This window comes from Novacetimonas maltaceti, from assembly GCF_002906255.1.
Classification (GTDB): domain Bacteria; phylum Pseudomonadota; class Alphaproteobacteria; order Acetobacterales; family Acetobacteraceae; genus Novacetimonas; species Novacetimonas maltaceti.
Genome location: NZ_POTC01000048.1, coordinates 1 through 22,868 on the forward strand (window position 1 = coordinate 1; position 22,868 = coordinate 22,868).

Consider the following 22,868-nt stretch of genomic DNA (forward strand, 5'->3'; position numbering starts at 1 on the left):
ACGGGTGGGGCGGGGGGGCGGGGCGGAATCGGTGGGGGTCATCGCTGTTGTTCTGTCTTGTTCCTGCGCGGCCACGCCCGTCCGCGCGCGGGCGATGGCAGGCGTGGGTGTTAATGGAAGATGGCGGGATGGTGCGGGCTGTCGAGGCTGAAGGTCGGGATGTTCACGTCAAAATGTTCCCGCGTGCCGGGCTGGACCATGTGATAGGTCCCGCCCATGAACCCCGTGGGCGTTTCCAGCGCGGCACCCGACATGTATTCGAAACAGCCATCCGCGTCGATCACGGGCTGTTCACCCACGACCCCGTCGCCCTGCACATGTTCGATGCGGCCCTGCCCGTCGACAATGCGCCAGCTGCGCCGCAGCAGCTGGATCGCGCTGTCGCCATGGTTTTCCACCCGGATGCGATAGGCCCAGACAAAGCGCCGTTCCTCCGGTTCCGACTGGTCATCCAGCCAGAACGTCTGCACCAGAACCCGCACGTCGCCCGTGCGCGCCTCGTAACACGGGGTGTTGTCGATGGCGTTTGCAAGGGCGGAGTCGGGATCGTGTCCGGGGGGAGGGGGATAGGACTTGTTCTGGGCCATAAGGTACTCCGGGCTGTGGATCAGCGCGCGGCGACGGCGCTCAGGCCGCGACGCAGGTCGTCAATCAGGTCCTCCGCATCTTCCAGTCCGACGGAAAAGCGGATCACGCCATCGGTAATGCCAAGGCGCGCGCGCTCCTCTGGCCCGATCTTCTGGTGCGTGGTGGTGGCCGGGTGCGTCACCAGCGAACGCGCATCGCCCAGGTTGTTGGAGATGCTGATCAGCTTCAGCGCATCCATGAAGGCAAACGCACCTTCCTTGCCGCCCGCGACCTCGAACGCGACCAGCGTGGAACCCGCGCTCATCTGCTTCATGGCCAGTTCGTGCTGCGGATGGTCGGCGCGGCCGGGATAGAACACGCGCAGGATCTGCGGGGCGGAGGCCAGGAAATCCGCCACCTTTCCCGCATTTGCCGTCATGGCGTCCACGCGCAGCGACAGGGTCTCCAGGCTCTTGAGCATCACCCACGCATTAAAGGGGGAGAGCGTGTTGCCGGTGTTGCGCACGAACGGGCGCAGCACGTCGTCGAGCCATTCCTTGCGCCCCAGCACGGCCCCGCCCAGCGTGCGGCCCTGCCCGTCGATATGCTTGGTGCAGGAATAGACGACGATATCCGCGCCCAGTTCCAGCGGCTTCTGGTACAGCGGGGTGGCGAAGACGTTATCGACCACCACGACCGCCCCGGCCTTGTGCGCAAGATCGCAGATCGCGCGGATGTCGAGGATGTCGAGCATCGGGTTCGACGGGCTTTCCAGCAGCACGGCGCTTGTCGGCTTCGACAGGGCGTCGGCCCATGCGGACAGGTCCGCGCCATCGACGAACACGGTTTCGACCCCGTAGCGCGGCAGCAGTTCGGCCACGATCCAGTGGCACGACCCGAACAGCGCGCGTGAGGCGACGACGCGTTCGCCCGCGCGCACCTGCGCCAGCAGCGCGGAGGAGACCGCCCCCATCCCGGTGGAGGTGGTCACGCAGTCTTCCGCCCCCTCAAGGTTGGCGAGGCGGCGTTCAAGTGCGGTGACGGTGGGGTTGGAAATGCGGCTGTACTGGTAATGCGTGGCATTGCCCAGGAAGGTGGCTTCCGCCTGTTCGGCGCTGTCATAGACAAAGCCTGACGTCAGGAACAGCGCCTCGCTCGTCTCGCCATAGGGGGTGCGTTCCTCGCCCGCATGCAGCAGGCGGGTGGCGGCGCGCCATTCGGAAGGGGTGGAATTGTCAGTCATGATCGTCAGGATTCCCAAACCAGAAAATCGTCAGAAACGCCGAAAAAAGGCAGAGGCCCGGACCGGAAAAAAGGGCTTGGAATTATCCGGGACAGAGCTTCCTTCGGCAATGGATCGTCCGACCGTGGAAACCATGACACCAGCGCCTTGTGGCGGCATCAGGCCTCTTTAGCGCGTCTGTTTAACCTCGCCGCAAGCCGGCCGAATCAAATCACGAGGGTCCCGGCCCCATGGCAGGGCGCGGTACAGGCACGGTTATTGCGGATTGTACCCGTGCTCGTCAACTGCCGCGGGCGGGCATCGGCCCTGTTGCATCCGGTGCTGCGGGAACGATTGCATTGGGGCGATCCCTCCGCTATAGGGAGGGCAGCACGCGGGTGTAGTTCAATGGTAGAACGGCAGCTTCCCAAGCTGCATACGAGGGTTCGATTCCCTTCACCCGCTCCACGCTTTCCCAAATTGATGGACTGTTGCCCTACCGCGTTGTTGCGGGCGGGGGTGGCGAGGCCGCAGCCTGCGTGTCGGCATAGGCCGTGCCGTTCCAGATCCAGCGATCCCCGTCATCGACAAGCAGGTCATGCATCCCGCCATGGCTTTGCGGCATGATCCGCACCGGGCCACTCAGCGAATCGAGGACCTGCGTCCATTGCGTGCCCCGGCGCAGGAAGACGGAAGTGGAACACCCGGCGGAACCGCACAGGCCGGGTGACTGTAGCTGCACGAACAGGGCCATGTCCCCCGGATGGTCCGACAGTGGGCCCGACGCCGTCAGGACGACGGGATGCTCGCCGCGCGCATGGGCGTCCCGCAGGTCCCGCGCCTGCAGCAGGTGCGCCTGCCGGTCGAGTTCCGTGCCCGGATGCTGTGCCAGGATGACCGTCGCGCCACGTTCCGTTGCGGCCTGCGCCCCCGTGATGCCGCCCAGCCACAGCACCCCTGCGGCCATGGCGCCCCGCAGAACGCAACGCCACGGGCGCGCCCATCCGGCAGGGAGGAACGGGGCGGGGGTGGACGTGCGGAACATGCGGCGGATATCTCCCTGTGCAGGTCATGCTGGCGCGCCCCGGCCATGGGAGCGGGGGCGTCTTTCATGATGCAATGAAGGAGACAGGATGAAAATGGTTGCACCCACCCATCCCCGGCCGGGGCCGTACCGGCATTACAAGGGCGGCCTCTACACCGTCATCTGCGTCGGCCGCCATAGCGAGACGGAAGAATGGCTCGTCACCTACCGCAGCGAGGCGAAGGGCGATTACTGGGTCCGTCCGCTGGAGATGTGGATGGAGCAGGTCGAGGGCGTGCCCCGTTTCACGCCCATTGACGTACCGTAATAAGGCAAGAGAAGTTTCTGGGTGTCGCCTTTTTTTAAAAAGGCGGCATTCTTCGAAGCTTTTTGAAAAAAGCTTCACCAGAAACTTCTCTTCATAAGCCTTCAGTGATGGGTGTGGGACGCGTGCGTCGCCGTTGCCTGCGGCCAGCTTGCCGCGATCTTGTCGCTCAGCTGGTCCAGGAGCGATTCCGTGATTTCAGCCACATGGTTGTTGGTGGCGGTGCCGCCCGCGACCTCGATATGGGTGCGGTTGCGCGCGATGGGCTGGCGCAGGTCCTGCGGGATGATGGCCCAGTCCGCGTTCAGCGCCGCCGCCCCGTTACGGCTGACGTCAAGGCGGCTGATGTTGATCGCCAGACGCCAGGAGGCCGGGGTCGGCTGCGGCTGGTCGGTCACGAAACGGTCGGGCCATTTCTGCGCCAGGCGTGCGGTCACAAGGTCCGTCGCCCCCACCGACAGGCGGCTGGCCCAGCGGCCCAGCGAACTGCGCTCGATCTCGTGCCCGTCGCGCACCAGGATGTCCTGCCCGTCAAGGTAGTCGGGGATGCGCGCCTGTTCCACCTGGATGACAGGGGTGGTGTCGGTCACGGCGGAGACGCTGCCGCTTGGCGTGGTCGCACCCGTGGCGATGGCCGACGCGCCAAGCGTATAGAACTTCACCGGGGCGGAGGAACACGCCGCAAGCAGCGAGGCCGAGACGATCAGTCCCCCCATGGCACGGCAGGTGGCCATGTGGCGGGAGAGGAAAACAGGCAGGCACGAGATCATTGGCTGCGTCCCATCAGCAGGAGTTGCGGGTTACTTTCAACTTCATTGGCGAACCCGCGCAACCCATAGGCGGCGGCGGTCACGTCACGCGTCATTTCGGCAAGGTGGACCTGATCGGGGGACTGCGGCGATGTCAACTGCTGCACGCCCACCATGGTCTCGTGCGCCTGCGCCAGTGTCAGGCGCGCCTCGGCGATCAACTGGCGCAGTTCCGCCTTGCGGGCATCCATTTCCCGGCCGCCCGTGGCCAGCATCCGGTCCATGTCCGTCAGGGTGACGGCGGCGCGCGTCCTGGCGTCGGCAAGTGCTTCGCGGATGGTGACGACCGCGACATGGCTGCGCGCCGATGTCTCGCGGATGCTTGCGACCATGGGCGGCAGGTCACGGTGCAGGTCGGCGGCAAGCTGGCGGATGCTGGCCACGGCCGTGCGGATGTCATGCTTGAGCTTTTCCATCGTCGGCGCGCCCAGTTCCCCCTTGAGTTGCTGCAAGGTGGTCTGGCCCACCGGGATTTCCGGCAGCGGGGAAAGGCCCGGATGCATCCGCGCGGGCGTGTTGGGGGAGAAGTCGAGGTCGATTTCCGACTGTCCCGTCACGAAACTGTGCAGCACCATGTCCGCGCGCATGCCGTCGGCCACCAGCGTGCGGGTATCGGGCAGGTCCCGCCCGCCGGGCACCTTGCGCAGCGAAAACACGATATCGACGGAGGTATAGGTGCGGTGGACCGTCGGGTCGACGCCGATGGCGATCTTTTCCACAGCCCCGACGGGGATGCCACGGAAATTGACGGGGGAGCCGATATCCAGGCCCGCCGTCGAATCCTCGAACACCACCACCGCCTCGCCCATCGGGTTGAGGAACGGGATATCGCCGCGCGCCAGCAGGATCGCCCCGCCCACGATGGCCGCGCCAATCACCAGTGCGCCAATGACTGTCTGTCTGGCGGGCATGGCCCCTATCTGTCCCCGTGGCTGGAGGAATCGGTGCGTTCGCGGTGCATGAAGGCGTGGACCATCGGGTTTTCGCAATGGTCACGCAGCCATGTGGGCGACCCGTGGGCGATGGCCGTCTTGGATTCGGGGTCAAGGAAGATGCCGTCATCGGCAATCGCGAACAGGCTGGACAGTTCATGGCTGACCAGCACGATCGTCGCCCCCAGTCCGTCGCGCAGGTTGAGGATCAGTTCATCCAGCCGCGCGGATGTGATCGGGTCCAGCCCGGCGGAGGGTTCGTCAAAGAACAGGATGTCGGGGTCCAGCGACATCGCGCGCGCAAGGCCCGCGCGCTTCTTCATCCCGCCGCTGAGTTCGGATGGGTACTGGTCGATGGCATGCAGCATCCCCACCAGCCCGAGCTTGAGTTCGACAAGCTGGCGGATCACATGCGGCTTGAGCGTCGTGAACATCTGCATCGGCAGGGCGACATTTTCCCCCACCGTCATCGAACTCCACAGCGCTCCGCTCTGGAACAGCACGCCAAAGCGGCGGCCGATGCGCACCCGGTCCTCGTCCGTGCCGGCCCAGTAATTGTCCGTCCCGACCAGGTATTCGCCCTTTGTCGGGCGCAGCAGCCCGATCATGCTCTTGAGGAGCGTGCTCTTGCCGCAGCCCGACCCGCCCATGACGGCGAAGATGCTGCCGCGCTTCACGTCGAAGGAGATGTCGTGCTGGATCACCTTCGGCCCGAACGCCAGCGTGACGTCACGCACCGACAGCAGCGCCTGCGCCGCGTCGGCGGCGTCGTGGGTGGCGGGGGAGGAGAGGTCTGCGTTCATCGGATCAGATGTCCAGCACGTTGGCGATGACGGCGAAGATGGCGTCGATGGCGATCACCCCCACGATGCCCACGACCACCGCGCGGGTCGCGGCGATGCCGACATCGGCGGCGGAGCGCCCGGCCTTCAGGCCGATGCGGCAGCTTGTCAGGCCGATGAACCCGCCGAACACGATGCTCTTGATGAAGCCGAAGATGAACTGCGACAGGGCGACGGCGTAAAGTGTCTCATGGAAATAGCCCAGCGGCGTGACGTTGAGCATGATGTACGCCACGACGAACCCGCCGAACATGCCGATCAGGCAGCCATACAGGTAGAGCAGCGGCATCGTCAGCACGAGTGCGAGCACCGAGGGCAGGATCAGGTAGCTGGAAACCGGGATGCCGAACACCGTCAGGGCGTCGATCTCCTCGTTCCCCTGCATGGTGGAAATGCGCGCGGCATAGGCGCCGCCGGTGCGCCCGGCCATGATGATCGCGGTCATGACGGCGGACATTTCGCGCACCATCGCGATTCCCACCAGGCTTGCGACATAGATGTCGGCCGCGAATTTGTGCAGCTGCACCGCGCCGACAAACGCAAGGATCGCACCGACCAGGAAATTGACCACGCCCACGATCAGCAGCGCCGTCGGCCCCGCCGCGCGCACGTCCGATAGCAGGTCGACGGTACGCATCATCCCCTTGCCCAGCAGCGCGGCAAGGCCACCTTTCGCGGTGGCGACGCCCATCTCGCTCACGCAGCCGATCTCGTTGAGGGTATCGAGCGTGAACTGCCCTACGGCGGCGACGGGGGCGAAATGATGCGGCGGGGGGGCATGCGGTTCGGGCGGGATTTCAGGCAGCAGGTCAAGCAGCTTGCGCGCGGAAACCGGCAGGGTGTCGGTGCTGACCGTGACATCGGCCAGGCGCGCGTCGCGCTTGAGTTCCCACAGGAAACTGATGAGCGAGGTATCCCACCGGCCCAGCCCCTCGGTGGAGAATTCCAGCGGCTTGCCCTTCGTCGCGGGGGCAAGGCCATCGTTCGGAAAGTCGGGGGTGGTGCCGGTCTGTGCGATCCACTCGCCGGACAATGTGATCAGGGTCCGGTTCGCCTCGGCCTGCAGATGCCATTGCGGCGCACCATTGACGGACGTGTTCACCAGCCTCTCCAACCTCAGGACCGTGCCTGCCACGGCAGTGGGCAGGACACGCAGGGAACGCCGCGCGGACAGCGGACCGGCGCAGCCATGCGCCGGACGCCGCATCCCGTGGCGGGGGCGGCCCGACGCACCGGGCGCGTGTTCGCGGGGGCGTCCTCTTCCCATACCAGATGACCCGGCATGCACAAGGCCTGCTGCCGCGACGGAATGGTGAGCGCAGCGCATGGCTTGCGCCATGACACGCGATGCGGCGTCAGCGTGGCGGCCATCCGTTGCGCACAAGGACGTGCGCGTCGGCCCCCCCGTCACCCCCATGGGCGATGCGCCCGAGGTCGTCCATCACCCGCCGCGCCACCGACAGCCGGTAATGCAGCGGGTCCCAGAAACTGTCGCGGTCATCGACGATCGGGCCGGGGATGTCGAAATCCACCACCAGCGTGTCGGCCATGCCCGCCGCCATGGCGGTGACGGCCCGGCGGCAGGCCAGAGCGCGCATCCTGCTGCGGCTGCCCGCCGGGCCGTGAAGGTAGGCGGAGGCCGGGGGAAACCACAGAAGCCGCCGCGTGCCGGCGGGCAGTCGCGACAGCATGGCGTGCAGCAGCACCATGCTGTCGGGCACGGCGCGGTCCGCCCCGTCGGGCGCGGGCGTGGGATCGGGGGGCGTCCATGCCGCAAACGCCCGGTCCACGCGGGCGCGGTCATAACGGTCGTCAGGCGGGACGAAGCTGGTATAGCCATCCGCGCCGAAACGCTGCGCCTTCAGCCCCACCAGCCACAGGAACTGGTTGGCCGCTTCCTGCAGGCCATACAGGTTCGCCATGTGCAGGTACCCCGCCCAGGGGGAGCCGCCATACATCCATTCCGGCCATGGGCGGTTGGGACCGGTCAGGTTGCCCGGCCGGTTGCGGCACCATGCGGCGTCGATGTCGATCATGACCACGCGCGGGGCGGGGTGGTGGCGCAGGAACAGCGACAGCAGCCTTTCCTGCTCCCACGCGCTGGCGCTGTTCATGCCAAGCTGGAGGAAGCGCGCGTCAAGGGCGGGATCAAGCACGGCAGGCTGCATCAGGCGGCTGGTGGAGGTGCCGAGCATGACGGAATCGAACGCGGCCCCACGGGTCAGCGCGGGCATGCTGTAGCGGGTGTTGGTGCTGATGGGGATGCGTGCCAGCCGTGGCGAGAGCGGCAGCATGTCCCATGGGTCCACAGTGACGATGAAGCCATAGAGCAGTCCCCCGGCCACCACCACCGTGCCCAGCAACATCCGTGCGAAGCGCCGCCATGTCCCGGCCGCGTCCGCGCGGCGGGGCGGGGTGGTCATTGGTGGCGGAAGGTGACGACCAGTACGTCGCGGTAGGCCGGGCGTGACGGGTCGATCGGGCGCACCGCCGTCACCCCGTGATAGACGCGGTTGTCATCGACTATCGCGGCGTCAAGCGGCCGGTCCAGCATGAACGTGCCCACCTGCCGGCGCTGCAGGTCATGGATGGTCGTCTCCCCCGACATCACGTTTTCGCGCCGCACCATCAGCACCAGCACCCAGTCGACGCCATCGCGGTGCAGTCCCTCCGGCGTGGGGTGGCCGGGCTGTTCGGGCAGGGCCTCGATGCGGAACTGGTGGATTTCCGCGTGCCAGCCATCGGGCCTGCGCGCGGGCGGGGTCAGGTCGGTGACGATGCGGTACATCAGCCGCAGGATCGCCTCCAGCGCGGGATGGGTGCCGATATCGGGCTCCACCGCGCGGAACCAGCGTTCGATCCCGCCATTGAGTTCGTTGTAGTCGCGGCTCTGGTAATGGGGCTGGTGCTTCTTGCGGCGCATGCCGTCCGCCCCCACCGCAAAGGTGGCGTGGCGGCGGCGGCGGTACCGCCCGCCATCGGCCATGTAACGGTCCAGCCCCAGCCGGTTCCAGCTTGCGGCGAACGTCTCCCACGCCTTCAGGCCATAGCGCAGGAGTTCGGCATGCATCCGATCCGCCCCGACAAAGGCGAACCCCTGCGCACGCAGGGGGGCCTCCATGGCGGCCAGTGTCGGGTCCGGATCGGGGGTGGATGTCATTCGTGCGCCTTTGGACTCGGGGTGGCGGCGGGTGCGTCACCCTTCGGGGTTGCGGGCGCATCATGCGCCACATCGGCCGCCGGTGTCACCTGTGGTGCCTGTGGCGACTGGGGCGACTGGGGCGGATTGGGCGGGAACACCATGTGGATGCTGCCGCTGCCATTGACGTCAAGCGCGTCGGTCCCGGGCATGTTGCCCAGCATGTTGACGCTGGTCGGGATCGGGAACTTCACGTGTTCCTTGACCATGCGCGTCGTCAGGCGGCGGTAATACTCACGGTACACCTTCCATTTCGATCCCGGCGTCGTGCGGACCGAACCCAGGAACTTCGCCCCGTTGCCGTCCGCCTGCTCCACGCCAAGGAAGGAGAAGTCGGACTTGATCAGCGGCGCGAATTTCGGGTCCTTGCGCATCAGCGCCAGTTCATCATGCAGGATCGCGGCGACACGGGCCGGGTCCTCGCTCAGGTCGATCATGAAATCGACCACGACAAGGTTGTAATCGCGCGAGGTGTTCGCGATCGACGTGACCGAGGAGAAGGGGATGATGTGCAGGTCGCCATTGACCGAGCGCAGCCGCAGGGTGCGGATCGACAGGTGCTCGACCGTGCCCGACACCGCGCCGGCGGTGACCCAGTCCCCCACCTGCATCGCATTTTCAACCAGCATGAAGAAGCCGGTGATGAAGTCCTTGACCAGGCTCTGCGCGCCGAAGGCCACGGCGGCGCCCATGATGCCCGCACCCGTCAGCAGGGGGGCGACATTGATGCCGATCTGCGACAGGGTCGTGACCGTCACGATCACGATGATGAAGGTCAGCAGCACCGTGCGGATGATCGGCAGGACCGTGCGCAGGCGACTGGCGCGCGATGCCTGTTCCGATGTCTCGAAGCGGTTGATCTGGTTCTGCAGCGCGGCGTTCGCCGCCTCCCACACCACGATGGCGACGGTATAGGCCACCATCACCGTCAGGATCGCGCCGATGATCTTCGTCCCCAGCGTGCCATGCAGGAAGAAGGCGAAGGCCGGCAGCCCCCACGACTGCAGCAGGCACACGATGGTGGCGAAGCTGAGCAGGAACAGGAGCGCGCGGCGGGCATAGGGGTAGTAGTAGTCCATGCGCGCCTGCAGGCCGGGATAGCGTTCCTCCGTCTGGGGCGAGATCTGGAACAGCTTGTTCTGCAGGCCGAAGGCGAGGATCGCGAACAGGCGGGCGAGCAGGATGACCACGATCGTCATCGACAGCGTGCGCAGGATCCAGGCATAGCCGCCGCGCACCTGCGTCGCCCACACCAGCCACAGCGCGAAGTCGAAGAACATCGCCAGCATCCACCAGAAGTGGACCATCCGGCCGACAAAGACCCAGAACGGCTTGTCCTTGAAGCGCGCGGGCGGCTGCATGGCTTCGGCCACATGCTTGCGGATGCGCCAGATGAAGATCGCGACAAGGATGTGTTCCACCAGCACGACGGCGCGGATGATGGCCTCCGTCCCGCGCGCGGGCATGTCGAACACCCCGCCCAGCGTGGACAGGCAGATCACCAGCGAAGGCGCCGCGACAAGGAAGTTCCACCACCGCGTGACCATGCGCGCGGTGGCGTCGCTTGCGGTGCACAGGCGGATGGTGGGCGAACGCGGCACGAACACCATTTCCAGCAGCAGGTACAGCGCGCGTGCGATGACATAGGCGTTCGTCAGCGTCAGCGTCACCATTTCCGCCTGGTGGGTGGAGGTCAGCAGCGCCGACCCGCCATAGGCAAGGCCGAGGAACAGCGCCACCGGCAGCAGCTTGATCAGCAGGTGCAGCAGCGAGAACGGGATGCGCGCGATGATGCGCAGGGTCTCGTGCTGCTGCTTGTCATCCTGCTGGCGGGCCTGTTCGGTCGCGCGTTCGTCCGCGGTCTCCTTCGCCCCGTCGGCGGACAGGGTGGCGCTGGCCTTCACGTCCTGCTGCGCGTCTTCGGCGCGGACGCGCTGGTTCAGGCGTGCCTCCGTCGCGACCGCGCGCGCGGTCACCGCCGCCAGCGGCTTGCGCAGCAGCAGGGAGAAGCCGTGCTCCGCCAGCATCGCGCACAGCACGATCAGCGTGGCGCGCCCGGTCGCGTCAAGCAGGATCTGGCGGGAATCCGCGTTGCTCAGCGTCGAATGGACCCAGTGGCCGACGAATGCCAGGTCCTTGAACAGCGCCATGAAATTCTGCGCCTGGCGCAGGGCCACGTCGCGCACATGCGACAGTTCATCAAGGAATTCGCTGCTGATGCTGTCGGGTTCGACCGACACGTCCGACGCCGCCGCGGCCTTGGCCGGTGCGGGATGCGCCGGGGCGGCCGCGGGGGCAGGGGCGGGCAGCCCCTTGGAGATGGCCTCCAGCGTCCTGGTGAATTCGGCGCGTTTCTGCGGGTCGTTCATGACCGCCAGCACCTGCTGCGCCTGTGCGGAGGTCATCTGCCCCTGGGGGGCGGCGTCCGCGGCGCAGGCCGGCGTGGCCCGCAGGAATGAAAACAGTGAGAGAAAGGAGAACAACAGCGCAAGGCATGCCCCCGCCCTTGGTCGGCGCGGGGATCGGGAAACGGTCATGGAAACGGCGGGCATGCCTTTGGTCACCTCCTGTATCGCGCCGTCCGCAGGTTCGTCACGGGGGCAGGGACGGTCTGAAGAGAGCGGCCCGGCAGTGCCGGGGCCAAAAAATCTCGGGATTTCAAAATATAAAGGACTATAACGTCAGCAGGATACAATAGTTGCCGCCCGTTGCGCCGTTTTCATGATTTGTCACTGTCGCGTATGCATGTGGCAATAATGATGCGCAACGGACGTGGCTGCCATGGTCATGCGGCCTTTGGCGGGATGGATGAAGCACAATATCCGCATGGCCGCCCTGTCATGACATCGGCGAAGGCTACATCGGCGGGAAGGGCGGGGTCTCTGCCTCAAGCTCGCGGCGGATGACGTAGGTTCCGGCCAGGATGTCGTGCAGCCCCTGCTTGCGCCGGGTCCATGCCACCATCAGGAACCCGATGCCCAGGATCAGGAACGACAGGTATTTCCCCAGATACCGGCCGGTCGCGCGCGCGAAGTCGATCCGGTTGCCATACAGGTCCGTCACCCGCATGCGGCACAGGATCTTGCCCGGCGTCGCCTGCAGGCGGGAGCTTTCAAAAAGGATGTAATACAGCGCCGGCAGCACCAGCCACGCCATCTCCAGCAGGCCATAGCCGTGCCAGTGCACATGTGGCGTGTTCGACAGGATCATGTAATCGGCGGGCTGGATGTAGGAGACGCTGTAGTCACCCCCGCCACCATGCGGTTGCGGGTCGAAGATGGTGATCGACACGCTGGGCGAGATGACCGCGCCAAGCAGCATGAGGCCGACCCACACGACAAGCGAATCCACCAGATGCGCCACGACCCGCATCCAGAAACCGGCATAGGTCCAGACTTCGTGCAGCGGGCGTGGGGGGGCGGGCTGGAAAAACTGATCGGACATCGGCGGCGCGTTCCTGCTCATTGGACCGGTGGGTGCCCGCGAAAGGCGGTTGTGACAGCAATGCCACCGGATGGGGCGGAACGGAAACGGAAAAAACGGGCGGCGGGACATGGTGGCGATGCCGCCACCGCCCCGTTCCCCTGATGGCAGGCGCAGGCGGCCTTCAGGGGCGGGGCTGCCCGCAGGCAGGAGGCCCGTGCTAGCTGCGGTAGGAACCGTTGATGTCGATATAGCCGTGCGTCAGGTCGCACGTCCATGCCTGCCCGATGCCGTTGGCAAGGCCGAGGTCCACGTCGATCTCGATCTCGCGCCCCTTCATGTGGGCGACGACCGGCGCTTCGTCATACCCGGCGACAACGGTGCCGTTGTTCGCGATCCACGTGCCGCCGATCCCGACCGACAGCGTATCACGGTTCGCGGGTTCCCCGCTCTTGCCCACGGCCATGACGACACGGCCCCAGTTCGCGTCTTCCCCCGCGATCGCGGTCTTCACCAGCGGGGAGTTGGCGATGGCCATCGCCACCCGCTTGGCCGATTCGTCGGACGTGGCGCCCGTGACGCGGATATGCATCATCTTGGTCGCCCCCTCCCCGTCGCGCACCACCAGCAGCGCGAGTTCGAGCAGCAGGGAGTCCAGCGCCTGCGTGAACTCCGCCAGCGCGGGGTCCTGCGCATCCGCAACCTTCGGGTTGCCCGCCTTCGCGGTCGCGAACAGGAGCACCATGTCCGATGTCGAGGTATCGGAATCCACCGTGGTGCAGTTGAAGCTCTTTTCCGTCCCGCGCGACAGCAGCGCCTGCAGCACCGGGGCGGGCAGGGCGGCGTCGGTGACGACGAAGGCCAGCATCGTCGCCATGTCGGGGGCGATCATGCCGCTGCCCTTGGCGATGCCCTGGATGCGCACCTTCGTGCCGCCGATCGTGGTTTCACGCACCGCGCCCTTGGGGAAGGTGTCGGTGGTCATGATCCCGCGCGCGGCGTCTTCCCACCCGTCTTCCGACAGCGTGGCATACAGTCCCGGCAGCGCGTCGCTGATCTTGCGGTAGGGCAGGACCTCGCCGATCACGCCGGTGGAGGCAAGGAAGACCTCGCTGGCCGCGCACTGCGCAAGGCGCGCGGCGTCGGCGGCGTTGGCCTGCGTCGCCTCGTACCCCGCGCGGCCGGTAAAGACGTTCGCGTTGCCCGCATTCACCACCAGGGCGCGCGCCACCCCACCGGCCAGCGCCGCGCGGCACCAGTCCACCGGCGCGCCGGGGCACTTGCTGCGGGTGAAGACGCCCGCGACCGTCGTGCCGGGGGCGAATTCCGCCATCACGAGGTCCGTACGCCCCGCATAGCGGATGCCCGCCGCCGTGGCGCCAAATCGGACGCCCGCCATCGGCTTCAGTTCGGGGAATGGCCGTGCAAGCGGGGATGTGGGAAGAGCGTCAGCCATGACACGTCTGGTCCTTGGTGTGATGTGGGTGGGGCGCCACGCGGGAAGGGGCGACGGGATACATGAGGGGGCATCGGACTGCCCTGTCGCCGCCCCTGTCGGTACGCCAGCAGGCAGGGGGACGGGCATGGCGTGGCGGGGTGTCCCGCGCCGCCATGCCCGTTCCTGCGGTGCCGTGGTCAGTGCGCGGCGGCGGGCGGTGCGTTCGGCACGTTGTCGGGCAGCGGCTTGCCATCCGGCCCGTAGCGCACGATCTTGACCTGCGACACGGCGTTGCTGACGGCCTTCTGCACGCCTTCCTGGATCAGCTTCTGGCGGATCTGGTCGCGCATGGAATCAAGCGTGGGCGTCGGCGCCGTGCGCTTGCCCAGCACCTGGATCACGTGCCAGCCATACTGGGTGTGCACCGGGGTCTGGCTGAAGCTGTTGGGCTGCAGGGTGGACGCCGCGTCCCAGAAGGCCGGCAGCATGTCGCCCTTCTTGAACCAGCCGAGGTCGCCGCCATTCTGCTTGGCCGATCCGGGGTCCTTCGACAGCTTGGTCGCAAGGTCGGCGAAGTTCGCCCCGCCCTTGAGCTGCTTGATGATGTCGTTGGCCTGTTCCTCGGTCGGGACGAGGATGTGGCGGGCGTGGATTTCCTCCGCCCCCGGCTTGTTGGCGTAGTTCTTGTCGTAATACGCCTTGACCGCGTCATCGGTCAGGCCGGGCATGACCTGCGCCGACAGGTAGGCGTTCTGCAGCGCGTTCTGCGCCGCGACTTCCATCTGGTGCTGCACGTCGGGCTGCTTGGGCAGGCCGGCCTTCTCCGCGACGATCTGGATGGCCTTCTGGTCCACCAGCTGGTTCAGCAGAATCGGGATGATGACGTTTTCCGGCAGCTTGCGCAGCTGGTCCGGCATGGTCGCGATGGCCTGGCGGATGTCATTGAGGCGGATGTCCTGGCCATTGACCGACGCCAGGCGCGGGTTCGCGTCGGCCGGCGCGGCAGCGGGGGCGGCCGGGTGGCCGGCGGCGGGCGCGGGCCCTGCCGCCAGGGCTGGAGGGACGATGATGGTGGAAGCAAGCAGGGCCATCGTGGCGATGGCCTTTGCCGGACCGAAAGTCCGCATGTGCGAAAAACCCCAGTTATGGACGCGTTGGGCGGGCATCATGGCGAAGGCCGTCCACTCCCGCAAGGGGCGGCGGCCCATGGCATCATGTGGGGATCATTTCGCCACGCGGTTGGGCGGCATCTGTTGACCCATGGCGACGTGGGTCCTATCTGATGGTTCCGCGCAAGAATGTTATCCGCATGCATGCCCCACCCGCGCCCACCGCCCCACGGACGCGGGAATCGCCATCTCGGGAAGGTCCATATGTTCGCCAGTATTGCCCGTGCCCTGTTCGGAACCGCCAATGACCGGGCGTTGAAAGCGTATCAGCGGCGCGTCCCCGCCATCAATGCGCTCGAACCCCAGATGCAGGCGCTCGACGACCAGGCCCTGGCGGCGAAGACGCAGGAATTCCGTGAACGCATCGCAAAGGGGGAAACCCTCGACGCGCTGCTGCCCGAAGCGTTCGCCGTCTGCCGCGAGGCATCGCGCCGCGTGCTGGGGATGCGCCATTTCGACGTGCAGTTGATCGGTGGCATGGTGCTGCAGGATGGCAAGATCGCGGAAATGCGCACCGGCGAGGGCAAGACCCTTGTCGCGACGCTTGCCGTCTACCTCAGCGCGCTGTCGGGCAAGGGCGTGCATGTCGTGACCGTCAACGACTACCTCGCCAGCCGCGATGCGGAGGAGATGGGGCGGCTGTACTCCTTCCTCGGCCTGACGACGGGCGTGGTCGTGCCCAACATCCCCGAGCATGAGCGCCGCGCCGCCTATGCCGCCGACATCACGTACGGCACGAACAACGAATTCGGCTTCGACTACCTGCGCGACAACATGAAATACCGCGCCGAGGACATGGTCCAGCGCCCCTTCCACCATGCCATCGTCGACGAGGTCGATTCGATCCTGATCGACGAGGCGCGCACCCCGCTCATCATCTCCGGCCCGGCCGATGACAGTTCGGACCTCTACCGCTCCGTCGACGAGGTGATCGCGGTGCTGGTGAAGGACCCCGAAGCCTATGAGAAGGACGAGAAGTACCGCTCCGTCATCCTGACGGACAAGGGGGCGGAGGAAGTGGAGCAGATGCTGCGCGACGCGCAGGTGCTGCGTGAAGGCGGCCTTTACGACATCCAGAACGTCGCCGTCATCCACCATGTGCAGCAGTCGCTGCGCGCGCATACGCTGTTCACCCGCGATGTCGATTACATCGTGCGCGGCGGCAAGGTCATCATCATTGACGAATTCACCGGCCGCATGATGGACGGCCGCCGCTATTCCGATGGCCTGCACCAGGCGCTCGAGGCGAAGGAGCATGTGGAGATCCAGCAGGAAAACCAGACGCTGGCCTCCATCACGTTCCAGAACTATTTCCGCCTCTATCCCCGCCTGTCGGGCATGACCGGCACGGCGATGACCGAGGCGGACGAATTCGCCGACATCTACAAGCTCGACGTCATCGAGATCCCGACCAACCGCCCCGTCGCGCGCAAGGATGACGATGACGAGGTGTACCTGACGGCGCGGGAGAAATACGAGGCCGTCAGCCGCCTGGTGGAGGAAGTGTCCAAGACCGGCCAGCCCGTGCTTGTCGGCACCACCTCCATCGAGAAGAGCGAACTGCTTTCCGCCCTGCTGCACAAGCGCGGGGTGCGCCACAACGTGCTCAACGCCCGCTTCCACGAGATGGAGGCGACGATCGTCGCGCAGGCCGGCGCGCCGGGGGCGATCACGATCGCCACCAACATGGCCGGGCGCGGCACGGACATCAAGCTGGGCGGCAACGTGGAAATGCGCATCGCCCAGGAACTCGGCGGGATCACCGACCCGGACGAACGCGCCCGCAGGGAGGCCGAACTGCGCCAGCAGGTGGCCGAATACCACGATATCGTGCAGAAGGCGGGCGGCCTGTACGTCATCGGCACCGAACGCCACGAAAGCCGCCGCATCGACAACCAGCTGCGCGGCCGTGCGGGACGCCAGGGCGATCCGGGCAATTCGCGCTTCTTCATCTCGCTCGAGGATGACCTGATGCGCATCTTCGGGACCGAGCGCATGGGCGGGATGCTGCAGAAGCTCGGCCTGAAGGAAGGCGAGGCGATCGTCCACCCGTGGATCAACAAGGCGCTGGAGCGCGCGCAGAAGAAGGTCGAGGCCCGCAACTTCGACATGCGCAAGAACACGCTGAAATATGACGATGTCATGAATGACCAGCGCAAGGAGGTCTATGCCCAGCGCCGCGAATACATGGCGATGGAGGATGTCTCCCCCATCATCGCGGACATGCGCGCCGACGTCATCCACGACATGGTCGAACGCTACATCCCCGAACGCTCCTTTGCGGAGCAGTGGGACAAGGAAGGGCTGGCCGCCGCCATCACCAGCGAGCTGTGCCTGACGCTGCCGATCGACGAATGGGCGGCGGAGGACGGGATGGACGGCGCGGCCGTGGCGGAACGGATCGAGCAGGCCGCCACCCAGGCGCAGGCGTCCAAGGCCGCGAATTTCGGCCCGGCGATCATGCGCTATGTCGAAAAGCAGGTGCTGCTGACCACGTTCGACGCGGTGTGGAAGGAACACCTCCTCGCCCTTGACCAGCTGCGCCAGGGCATCGGCCTGCGCGCCTATGGCCAGAAGGACCCGCTCAACGAGTTCAAGCATGAGGCGTTCGAGCTGTTCAACGCCATGCTCGACCACCTGCGCCTGCGCGTCACATCGACCATGGCGCGGGTCGAGGTCGCGCCGCCCGCGATGGACAATCCCTTTGCCGGTGTCGCGGCGGAGGTCCATTCCGACCCCCGCGTGCCGGGGCTGGAGAACGAGCCGGGGCCGGGCCTGATCCCCGACGCGAATGGCAAGGTTCCCGACCTTGCGATGGCGGAACCGATCGGCGCGGCCGCGGTCATGCCCGATGACCCGTCAAGCTGGGGCGAGGTGCCGCGCAACGCACCGTGCCCCTGCGGGTCGGGCAAGAAATACAAGCACTGCCACGGGCGGCTGGCCTGAGGGCTGGCCATACCGGGCACGGGTGCCGTGACCCATTGACAATAAACAAGACTTAACAGGATCAGGGACGAACGATGGCGGGTCATTCCCAATTCAAGAACATCATGCACCGCAAGGGCGCGCAGGACGCCAAGCGTGCCAAGCAGTTTGCCAAGGTCATCCGCGAAATCACCGTCGCCGCGCGTGAGGGCATGCCCGACCCGGCGATGAACCCGCGCCTGCGTGCCGCCGTTCTGGCCGCGCGTGAGGTGAACATGCCCAAGGATACTGTCGAACGCGCGATCAAGAAGGCGTCCGGCGCGGGCGGCGGCGAGGATTACGTGGAGGTCCGGTACGAGGGGTATGGCCCCGCCGGTGTCGCGGTGATTGTCGAGGGCCTGACCGACAACCGCAACCGTACGGCGTCCGACGTGCGCGCGGCGTTTTCCAAGCATGGCGGGTCGCTGGGGGAGACGAACTCCGTCTCCTTCATGTTCCAGCGCCTTGGCGTCGTGACCTACCCGCTTGATGTCGCGACCGAGGACGAGATGCTCGAGGCGGGCATCGAGGCCGGGGCCGACAATGTGGAGACCACCGCCGAAGGGCACGAGGTCACCTGCCCGGTGGATTCCTTCTTCGCCGTGCGCGACGCGCTGGAGACCCGCTTTGGCGAACCGGCGTCGGCCAAGCTCGACTGGCGTCCCGAAACGGTCGTGACCCTGGACGAGGAGAAGGCGCGCAGCGTGCTCAAGCTGGTTGACGTGCTGGAGGAAAATGACGACGTGCAGGCGGTCTATGCCAATTTCGACCTGCCCGACGACGTGGCCGAAGCGCTGTCGGCCTGATCGCGCCAGACGGTGGTCCGGATACTGGGAATCGATCCCGGCCTGCGCTTTACCGGCTGGGGCGTGATCGAGGCGCGGGACAACCGGCTGTCGCATGTGGCCGATGGCGTGATCGCGACCGATGCCGCGATGTCGGTTCCGCTGCGCCTGCGCCACCTGCATGATGCGCTGCTTGAACTCGGTCGTGGCTTCGCCCCGGATGAGGCCGCGATCGAGGAGACCTATGTCAACCGCAACGGGGCGGCGACGCTGAAGCTGGGCTATGCCCGCGGGGTGGGGCTGCTGGTGCCGGTGCTGCTGGATATCCCGGTGGCCGAATACGGCGCCAAGGCGGTCAAGCGTTCGGTCGTCGGCACCGGGGCCGCGACCAAGGAACAGGTGGAAATGATGGTCCGACGCCTGCTGCCCAGTGCGATTGCAAAACGCTCCGACGCGGCGGATGCGCTGGCGGTGGCCATCTGCCACGCCCACCATCGCGCCAGCGCAGCACAGATCGCCCGCGCGACGAGGATGGCATGATCGCGCAACTGACCGGGCTTGTGGGGCAGGTGGAGGCGGACCGCTGCGTCATTGATGTCGGCGGTGTCGGCTATCTCGTGCAGGCCTCGACCCGCACGCTGTCCGCCCTGCCGCAGGCGCCCGAGGTCGCGCGCGTGCTGGTGGAGACCGTGGTGCGCGAGGACGCGATCCTGCTCTATGGCTTCATCGACGCGGCCGAACGCTCATGGTTCCGCCTGCTGACGACGGTGCAGGGGGTGGGGGCGAAGGTCGCGCTGGCGATCCTGTCCACGCTTTCGGCCTCCGAACTGATTGCGGCGATCGGCACGGGGGACAAGTCCGGGCTGACGCGCGCGGCAGGCGTTGGCGCGCGCCTGGCGCAGCGGATCGTCACCGAACTGCGCGACAAGTGCGAGGGCATGCCCGGTGGCGGCGCGCCCGGCGCGGTCATGGCCGGTGTCACGGTCACGGGCAATGGCGGCGTGATGTCCGACGCGCTGCTGGCGCTGTCGGGCCTTGGCTTCCGCCGGGCGGAGGCGCAGCCGGTCGTCGTGCGCGTCATGGAGCGGCTCGACGGTGGGGGCGACCTTGATGTCATCATCCGCGAAAGCCTGAAGGAACTGGCCCGATGAGCGAACATCCCGAACGCGAGGTCGATGCCACCCGGGGCGAGGATGACGGGTCTGAGGCCAGCCTGCGGCCTCAGACCCTTGACGATTTCACCGGCCAGAAGGCCAGCCGCGAGAACCTTGCCATCTTCATCGCCGCCGCACGCCAGCGCGGGGAGGCGATGGACCATGTCCTGCTGCACGGGCCGCCGGGACTGGGCAAGACGACGCTGGCGCAGATCGTGGCGCGCGAACTGGGCGTCGGCTTTCGCGCAACGTCCGGGCCGGTCATCCAGCGCGCGGGCGACCTTGCCGCGATCCTGACCAACCTGCAGCCGCGCGACGTGCTGTTCATCGACGAGATCCACCGCCTCCAGCCCTCTATCGAGGAAGTGCTGTACCCGGCGATGGAGGATTTCCAGCTCGACCTGATCATTGGCGAGGGGCCTGCCGCGCGCTCGGTGCGGATCGACCTTGCGCCGTTCACGCTGGTCGCGGCGACGACGCGTGCGGGCCTGCTGGCGACGCCGCTGCGCGATCGCTTCGGCATCCCGCTGCGTCTGGTGTTCTACACGCCGGAGGAGTTGCGCCAGATCGTCTCACGCGGGGCGCAGAAGCTCAATTTCGAACTGACCCATGACGGCGCGGAGGAGATCGCGCGCCGTTCACGCGGGACGCCGCGCATTGCGGGACGGCTGCTGCGCCGGGTACGCGATTTTGCCGCCGTCGCGCGCTCCGGCCGGGGGGCAGTGGACCGGGCGCTGGCCGATGCGGCGCTGGCGCGGCTAGAGGTGGATTCGATGGGGCTGGACAGCATGGACCGCCGCTACCTGCGCCGCATCGCGGAATACCACCATGGCGGCCCCGTGGGGGTGGAGACGCTGGCCGCAGCCCTGGCGGAGGCGCGCGATACGATCGAGGACGTGATCGAGCCCTACCTGATCCAGGAAGGGCTGGTCCTGCGCACCACGCGCGGCCGCATGCTGGGCGAGCGGGGGTGGCGTCACCTCGGGCTGGTGCCGCCCGCGCGCGCGCCGGGGCAGGGGGACCTGCTGGGTGATCTTGGGGATGGGACATAGGCGGCATGGCGCGGCACGACATCGACTTTCGCATCTATTACGAGGACACGGACGCGGGCGGCGTGGTCTATCACGCGCGCTACCTCGCCTTTGCGGAGCGCGCCCGCACGGAGGCCATCCGTGCGCAGGGCAGCGCGGTGTCGGGGCTTCTGTCGGATTACGGGCTGGTGTTCGTGGTGCGGACCGCGGCGCTGGATTACCGCCGCCCGTTCCGGCTCGACGACATCATGCGCATCACGACTCGGCTGACGGAACTCGGCCCGGCAAGCTGCCGGCTGATCCAGTCCTTCGCCCTCGTGGATGAGGCGACGGGGAACGTGGTGGCCGACGACGCGTATGCCACGCTGGATGTGCGCCTGGCCTGCATTCGCGTCAGCGACGGGCGGCCTGCCCGATTTCCGCCGCGATGGCGTGATCTATTGACCACATTGCTGTCCTGAGGCCGCCCCGCGGCGCGTGCTTTCCCGCCCGGGACGCGCGCCGGCAGGTGTCCTTGTGGTGTCGGGGGTTGCAGGCAGTGCATTGCTGCGCGGAAAGCGGCTTGGCGCTGGCTTGCCAAACAGGCAATGTTCGTGTTTGAGCGGACGCTCGAAGGTGTGCAGGAGGCGTTTTTGGACCAAGCGGTTAACGCGGCGAATCTGGGCGCGGCTGCGGCTGGCGGATTGTCGTTGTGGAGTCTGTTTCTTCAGGCGGCGATTGTCGTCAAGCTGGTGATGGTGGGGCTGGTTGTCAGCAGCGTCATCGTATGGGCGATCATTTTCGACAAGATCGTGACCATCCGCCGGGTCAACCGGCAGGCATCGGATTTCGAGGAAAGGTTCTGGGCAGGCGGCAGCCTGGAGGACCTGTATGAATCCGACGGGGCGAAGCCGATCCACCCGATGGCCGCCGTGTTCGGCGCGGCCATGGGCGAATGGCGCCGTTCGTCGCGCATCACGGGTATCGACCTGGTGCATGGGGGCGTGCAGGACCGCGTCAACCGCGCCATGTCCATCACCATCACGCGCGAAATGGACCGCCTGAACCGGTGGCTGATCTTTGTCGCGACCATCGGCCCGGTGGCCCCGTTCATCGGCCTGTTCGGCACGGTGTGGGGTATCATGCATGCGTTCGGTTCGATCGCGGCGATGCACAACACCAACCTCAGCGTCGTGGCCCCCGGTATTTCCGAAGCCCTGTTCGCGACGGCCATCGGCCTTGTCACCGCGATTCCCGCCGTGATCGCCTATAACGTGATCGGCAACAGCCTTGGCGTGTTCGAGGACAGGCTGGATGCGTTCGGGACCGAATTCGCGGCCATCCTGTCACGCCAGTCCGAAGAAAGGGGCTGATCATGGCCGGTGGCCTGCGTGACCTGCGCCGGCGTCGTCGCCGTCGCCCGATGTCGGATATCAACGTCACACCGCTGGTGGACGTCATGCTGGTGCTGCTGATCATCTTCATGGTCACGGCGCCGATGATGACCAGCGGCGTCAATGTGGACCTGCCGAAAACCGACGCGGCCCCCGTCAATACGGATACGAAACCCATCACGGTGTCCATCCGTTCCGATGGTTCCCTCTATCTGGGGGACAATGCCGTCTCCCCCGATGCGCTGGTGGACCAGTTGCGTGCCGCGGCCCAGAACGACCGGGAACACCGGATTTTCGTGCGTGGCGATTCGCATATCGATTATGGCCGCGTCATGCAGGTGATGGGGCAGATCACGGCGGGCGGGTTCACGCATGTCGCCCTGCTGGCGCAGCAGCCGCCCGGCGGCGGGCACTGATACGGGCTTGGGCAATATACTGGACAATGTCGGGAGTCCCTTGATCGTGCCGCGTCCGCGTCGTTCAGAACGTGTCCTGCTGCGCCGTTCGATCCTCATATCGGGCGGGCTTCATGTTGCCCTGCTGCTTGCGGTGGTGCTGCGCCTGCCGGTGCCCGTCCCGCCCGATATGAGGATCGAACGGCGCAGCAGGAC

General features: G+C 66.6%; 22 protein-coding genes, 1 tRNA gene and 1 riboswitch. Of the genes, 10 read left to right on the plus strand and 13 right to left on the minus strand.

The window, feature by feature from the left end; genetic code table 11:
- Positions 1-110: 110 nt before the first annotated feature.
- The gene (apaG, locus tag KMAL_RS13205) at positions 111-521 is read right to left on the minus strand and encodes a Co2+/Mg2+ efflux protein ApaG (RefSeq protein WP_110096144.1); all 411 of its coding nucleotides are present in this window, start codon (positions 519-521) and stop codon (positions 111-113) included.
- 86 nt (positions 522-607) lie between these two features.
- Positions 608-1,810, minus strand: a complete 1,203-nt coding sequence (gene metZ, locus KMAL_RS13210; RefSeq protein WP_110096129.1) for an O-succinylhomoserine sulfhydrylase — start codon at positions 1,808-1,810, stop codon at positions 608-610.
- A 147-nt stretch (positions 1,811-1,957) separates the two neighbouring features.
- Positions 1,958-2,038, minus strand: a riboswitch (SAM riboswitch).
- Between the two features lie 145 nt (positions 2,039-2,183).
- Between metZ and KMAL_RS13215 the strand changes: the two genes are divergently transcribed.
- Positions 2,184-2,257, plus strand: a tRNA-Gly gene (locus tag KMAL_RS13215).
- Positions 2,258-2,285: 28 nt separating this feature from the next.
- Here the strand turns inward: KMAL_RS13215 and KMAL_RS13220 are convergent.
- The gene (locus tag KMAL_RS13220) at positions 2,286-2,834 is read right to left on the minus strand and encodes a hypothetical protein (RefSeq protein WP_239020140.1); all 549 of its coding nucleotides are present in this window, start codon (positions 2,832-2,834) and stop codon (positions 2,286-2,288) included.
- An 88-nt stretch (positions 2,835-2,922) separates the two neighbouring features.
- Here KMAL_RS13220 and KMAL_RS13225 point away from each other — a divergent pair, with 88 nt between their 5' ends.
- On the plus strand, positions 2,923-3,141 hold the full coding sequence (locus KMAL_RS13225) for a DUF1653 domain-containing protein (protein ID WP_180999836.1): 219 nt from the start codon (positions 2,923-2,925) through the stop codon (positions 3,139-3,141).
- 101 nt (positions 3,142-3,242) lie between these two features.
- On the opposite strand, the gene KMAL_RS13230 is transcribed toward KMAL_RS13225, so the two are convergent.
- The 10 genes from KMAL_RS13230 to KMAL_RS13275 all read right to left on the minus strand — a co-directional run bounded on the left by KMAL_RS13230 (position 3,243) and on the right by KMAL_RS13275 (position 14,908).
- Positions 3,243-3,908 (minus strand): PqiC family protein, encoded by a 666-nt coding sequence (locus tag KMAL_RS13230; RefSeq protein WP_180999837.1) that lies wholly within the window; start codon positions 3,906-3,908, stop codon positions 3,243-3,245.
- On the minus strand, positions 3,905-4,858 hold the full coding sequence (locus KMAL_RS13235) for an MlaD family protein (protein WP_110096131.1): 954 nt from the start codon (positions 4,856-4,858) through the stop codon (positions 3,905-3,907). The genes KMAL_RS13230 and KMAL_RS13235 overlap by 4 nt, the downstream gene beginning before the upstream one ends.
- Before the next feature lie 5 nt (positions 4,859-4,863).
- A complete protein-coding gene (locus KMAL_RS13240; RefSeq protein WP_110096132.1) occupies positions 4,864-5,682 on the minus strand; it encodes an ABC transporter ATP-binding protein in 819 nt (272 codons plus the stop codon).
- A 4-nt stretch (positions 5,683-5,686) separates the two neighbouring features.
- Positions 5,687-6,823, minus strand: a complete 1,137-nt coding sequence (locus KMAL_RS13245) for an MlaE family ABC transporter permease (protein WP_180999838.1) — start codon at positions 6,821-6,823, stop codon at positions 5,687-5,689.
- Positions 6,824-7,076: 253 nt separating this feature from the next.
- Complete coding sequence (locus tag KMAL_RS13250; protein WP_110096133.1) at positions 7,077-8,144, minus strand: hypothetical protein; 1,068 nt, start codon at positions 8,142-8,144, stop codon at positions 7,077-7,079.
- On the minus strand, positions 8,141-8,881 hold the full coding sequence (locus KMAL_RS13255; RefSeq protein ID WP_110096134.1) for a 2OG-Fe dioxygenase family protein: 741 nt from the start codon (positions 8,879-8,881) through the stop codon (positions 8,141-8,143). Before KMAL_RS13255 ends, KMAL_RS13250 begins: the two co-directional genes overlap by 4 nt.
- Positions 8,878-11,472: a mechanosensitive ion channel family protein gene (locus KMAL_RS13260; protein WP_110096135.1), complete on the minus strand. Its 2,595-nt coding sequence runs from the start codon at positions 11,470-11,472 to the stop codon at positions 8,878-8,880. The genes KMAL_RS13255 and KMAL_RS13260 overlap by 4 nt, the downstream gene beginning before the upstream one ends.
- A gap of 304 nt (positions 11,473-11,776) precedes the next feature.
- Complete coding sequence (locus KMAL_RS13265; RefSeq protein WP_110096136.1) at positions 11,777-12,364, minus strand: RDD family protein; 588 nt, start codon at positions 12,362-12,364, stop codon at positions 11,777-11,779.
- Positions 12,365-12,563: 199 nt separating this feature from the next.
- Positions 12,564-13,799, minus strand: coding sequence for a bifunctional glutamate N-acetyltransferase/amino-acid acetyltransferase ArgJ (argJ, locus tag KMAL_RS13270; protein WP_110096137.1), 1,236 nt, complete (start codon positions 13,797-13,799; stop codon positions 12,564-12,566).
- Between the two features lie 179 nt (positions 13,800-13,978).
- Positions 13,979-14,908, minus strand: coding sequence for a peptidylprolyl isomerase (locus tag KMAL_RS13275; RefSeq protein WP_408887926.1), 930 nt, complete (start codon positions 14,906-14,908; stop codon positions 13,979-13,981).
- Positions 14,909-15,154: 246 nt separating this feature from the next.
- Between KMAL_RS13275 and secA the strand changes: the two genes are divergently transcribed.
- The 8 genes from secA to tolR all read left to right on the plus strand — a co-directional run bounded on the left by secA (position 15,155) and on the right by tolR (position 22,673).
- Positions 15,155-17,896 (plus strand): preprotein translocase subunit SecA, encoded by a 2,742-nt coding sequence (gene secA / locus KMAL_RS13280; RefSeq protein WP_110096138.1) that lies wholly within the window; start codon positions 15,155-15,157, stop codon positions 17,894-17,896.
- Positions 17,897-17,970: 74 nt separating this feature from the next.
- Positions 17,971-18,720, plus strand: coding sequence for a YebC/PmpR family DNA-binding transcriptional regulator (locus KMAL_RS13285; protein WP_110096139.1), 750 nt, complete (start codon positions 17,971-17,973; stop codon positions 18,718-18,720).
- Positions 18,721-18,732: 12 nt separating this feature from the next.
- Entirely contained in the window at positions 18,733-19,239 is a 507-nt protein-coding gene (gene ruvC, locus KMAL_RS13290) for a crossover junction endodeoxyribonuclease RuvC (protein WP_110096140.1), read from the plus strand.
- Complete coding sequence (gene ruvA / locus KMAL_RS13295; protein WP_110096141.1) at positions 19,236-19,850, plus strand: Holliday junction branch migration protein RuvA; 615 nt, start codon at positions 19,236-19,238, stop codon at positions 19,848-19,850. The genes ruvC and ruvA overlap by 4 nt, the downstream gene beginning before the upstream one ends.
- On the plus strand, positions 19,847-20,905 hold the full coding sequence (ruvB, locus tag KMAL_RS13300) for a Holliday junction branch migration DNA helicase RuvB (protein WP_110096142.1): 1,059 nt from the start codon (positions 19,847-19,849) through the stop codon (positions 20,903-20,905). Before ruvA ends, ruvB begins: the two co-directional genes overlap by 4 nt.
- A 5-nt stretch (positions 20,906-20,910) precedes the next feature.
- A complete protein-coding gene (locus tag KMAL_RS13305) occupies positions 20,911-21,345 on the plus strand; it encodes a YbgC/FadM family acyl-CoA thioesterase (protein WP_110096143.1) in 435 nt (144 codons plus the stop codon).
- Between the two features lie 126 nt (positions 21,346-21,471).
- Positions 21,472-22,236, plus strand: a complete 765-nt coding sequence (gene tolQ / locus KMAL_RS13310) for a protein TolQ (protein WP_239020141.1) — start codon at positions 21,472-21,474, stop codon at positions 22,234-22,236.
- 2 nt (positions 22,237-22,238) lie between these two features.
- Positions 22,239-22,673, plus strand: coding sequence for a protein TolR (gene tolR, locus KMAL_RS13315; protein ID WP_003622109.1), 435 nt, complete (start codon positions 22,239-22,241; stop codon positions 22,671-22,673).
- The last annotated feature ends 195 nt before the right edge of the window (positions 22,674-22,868 follow it).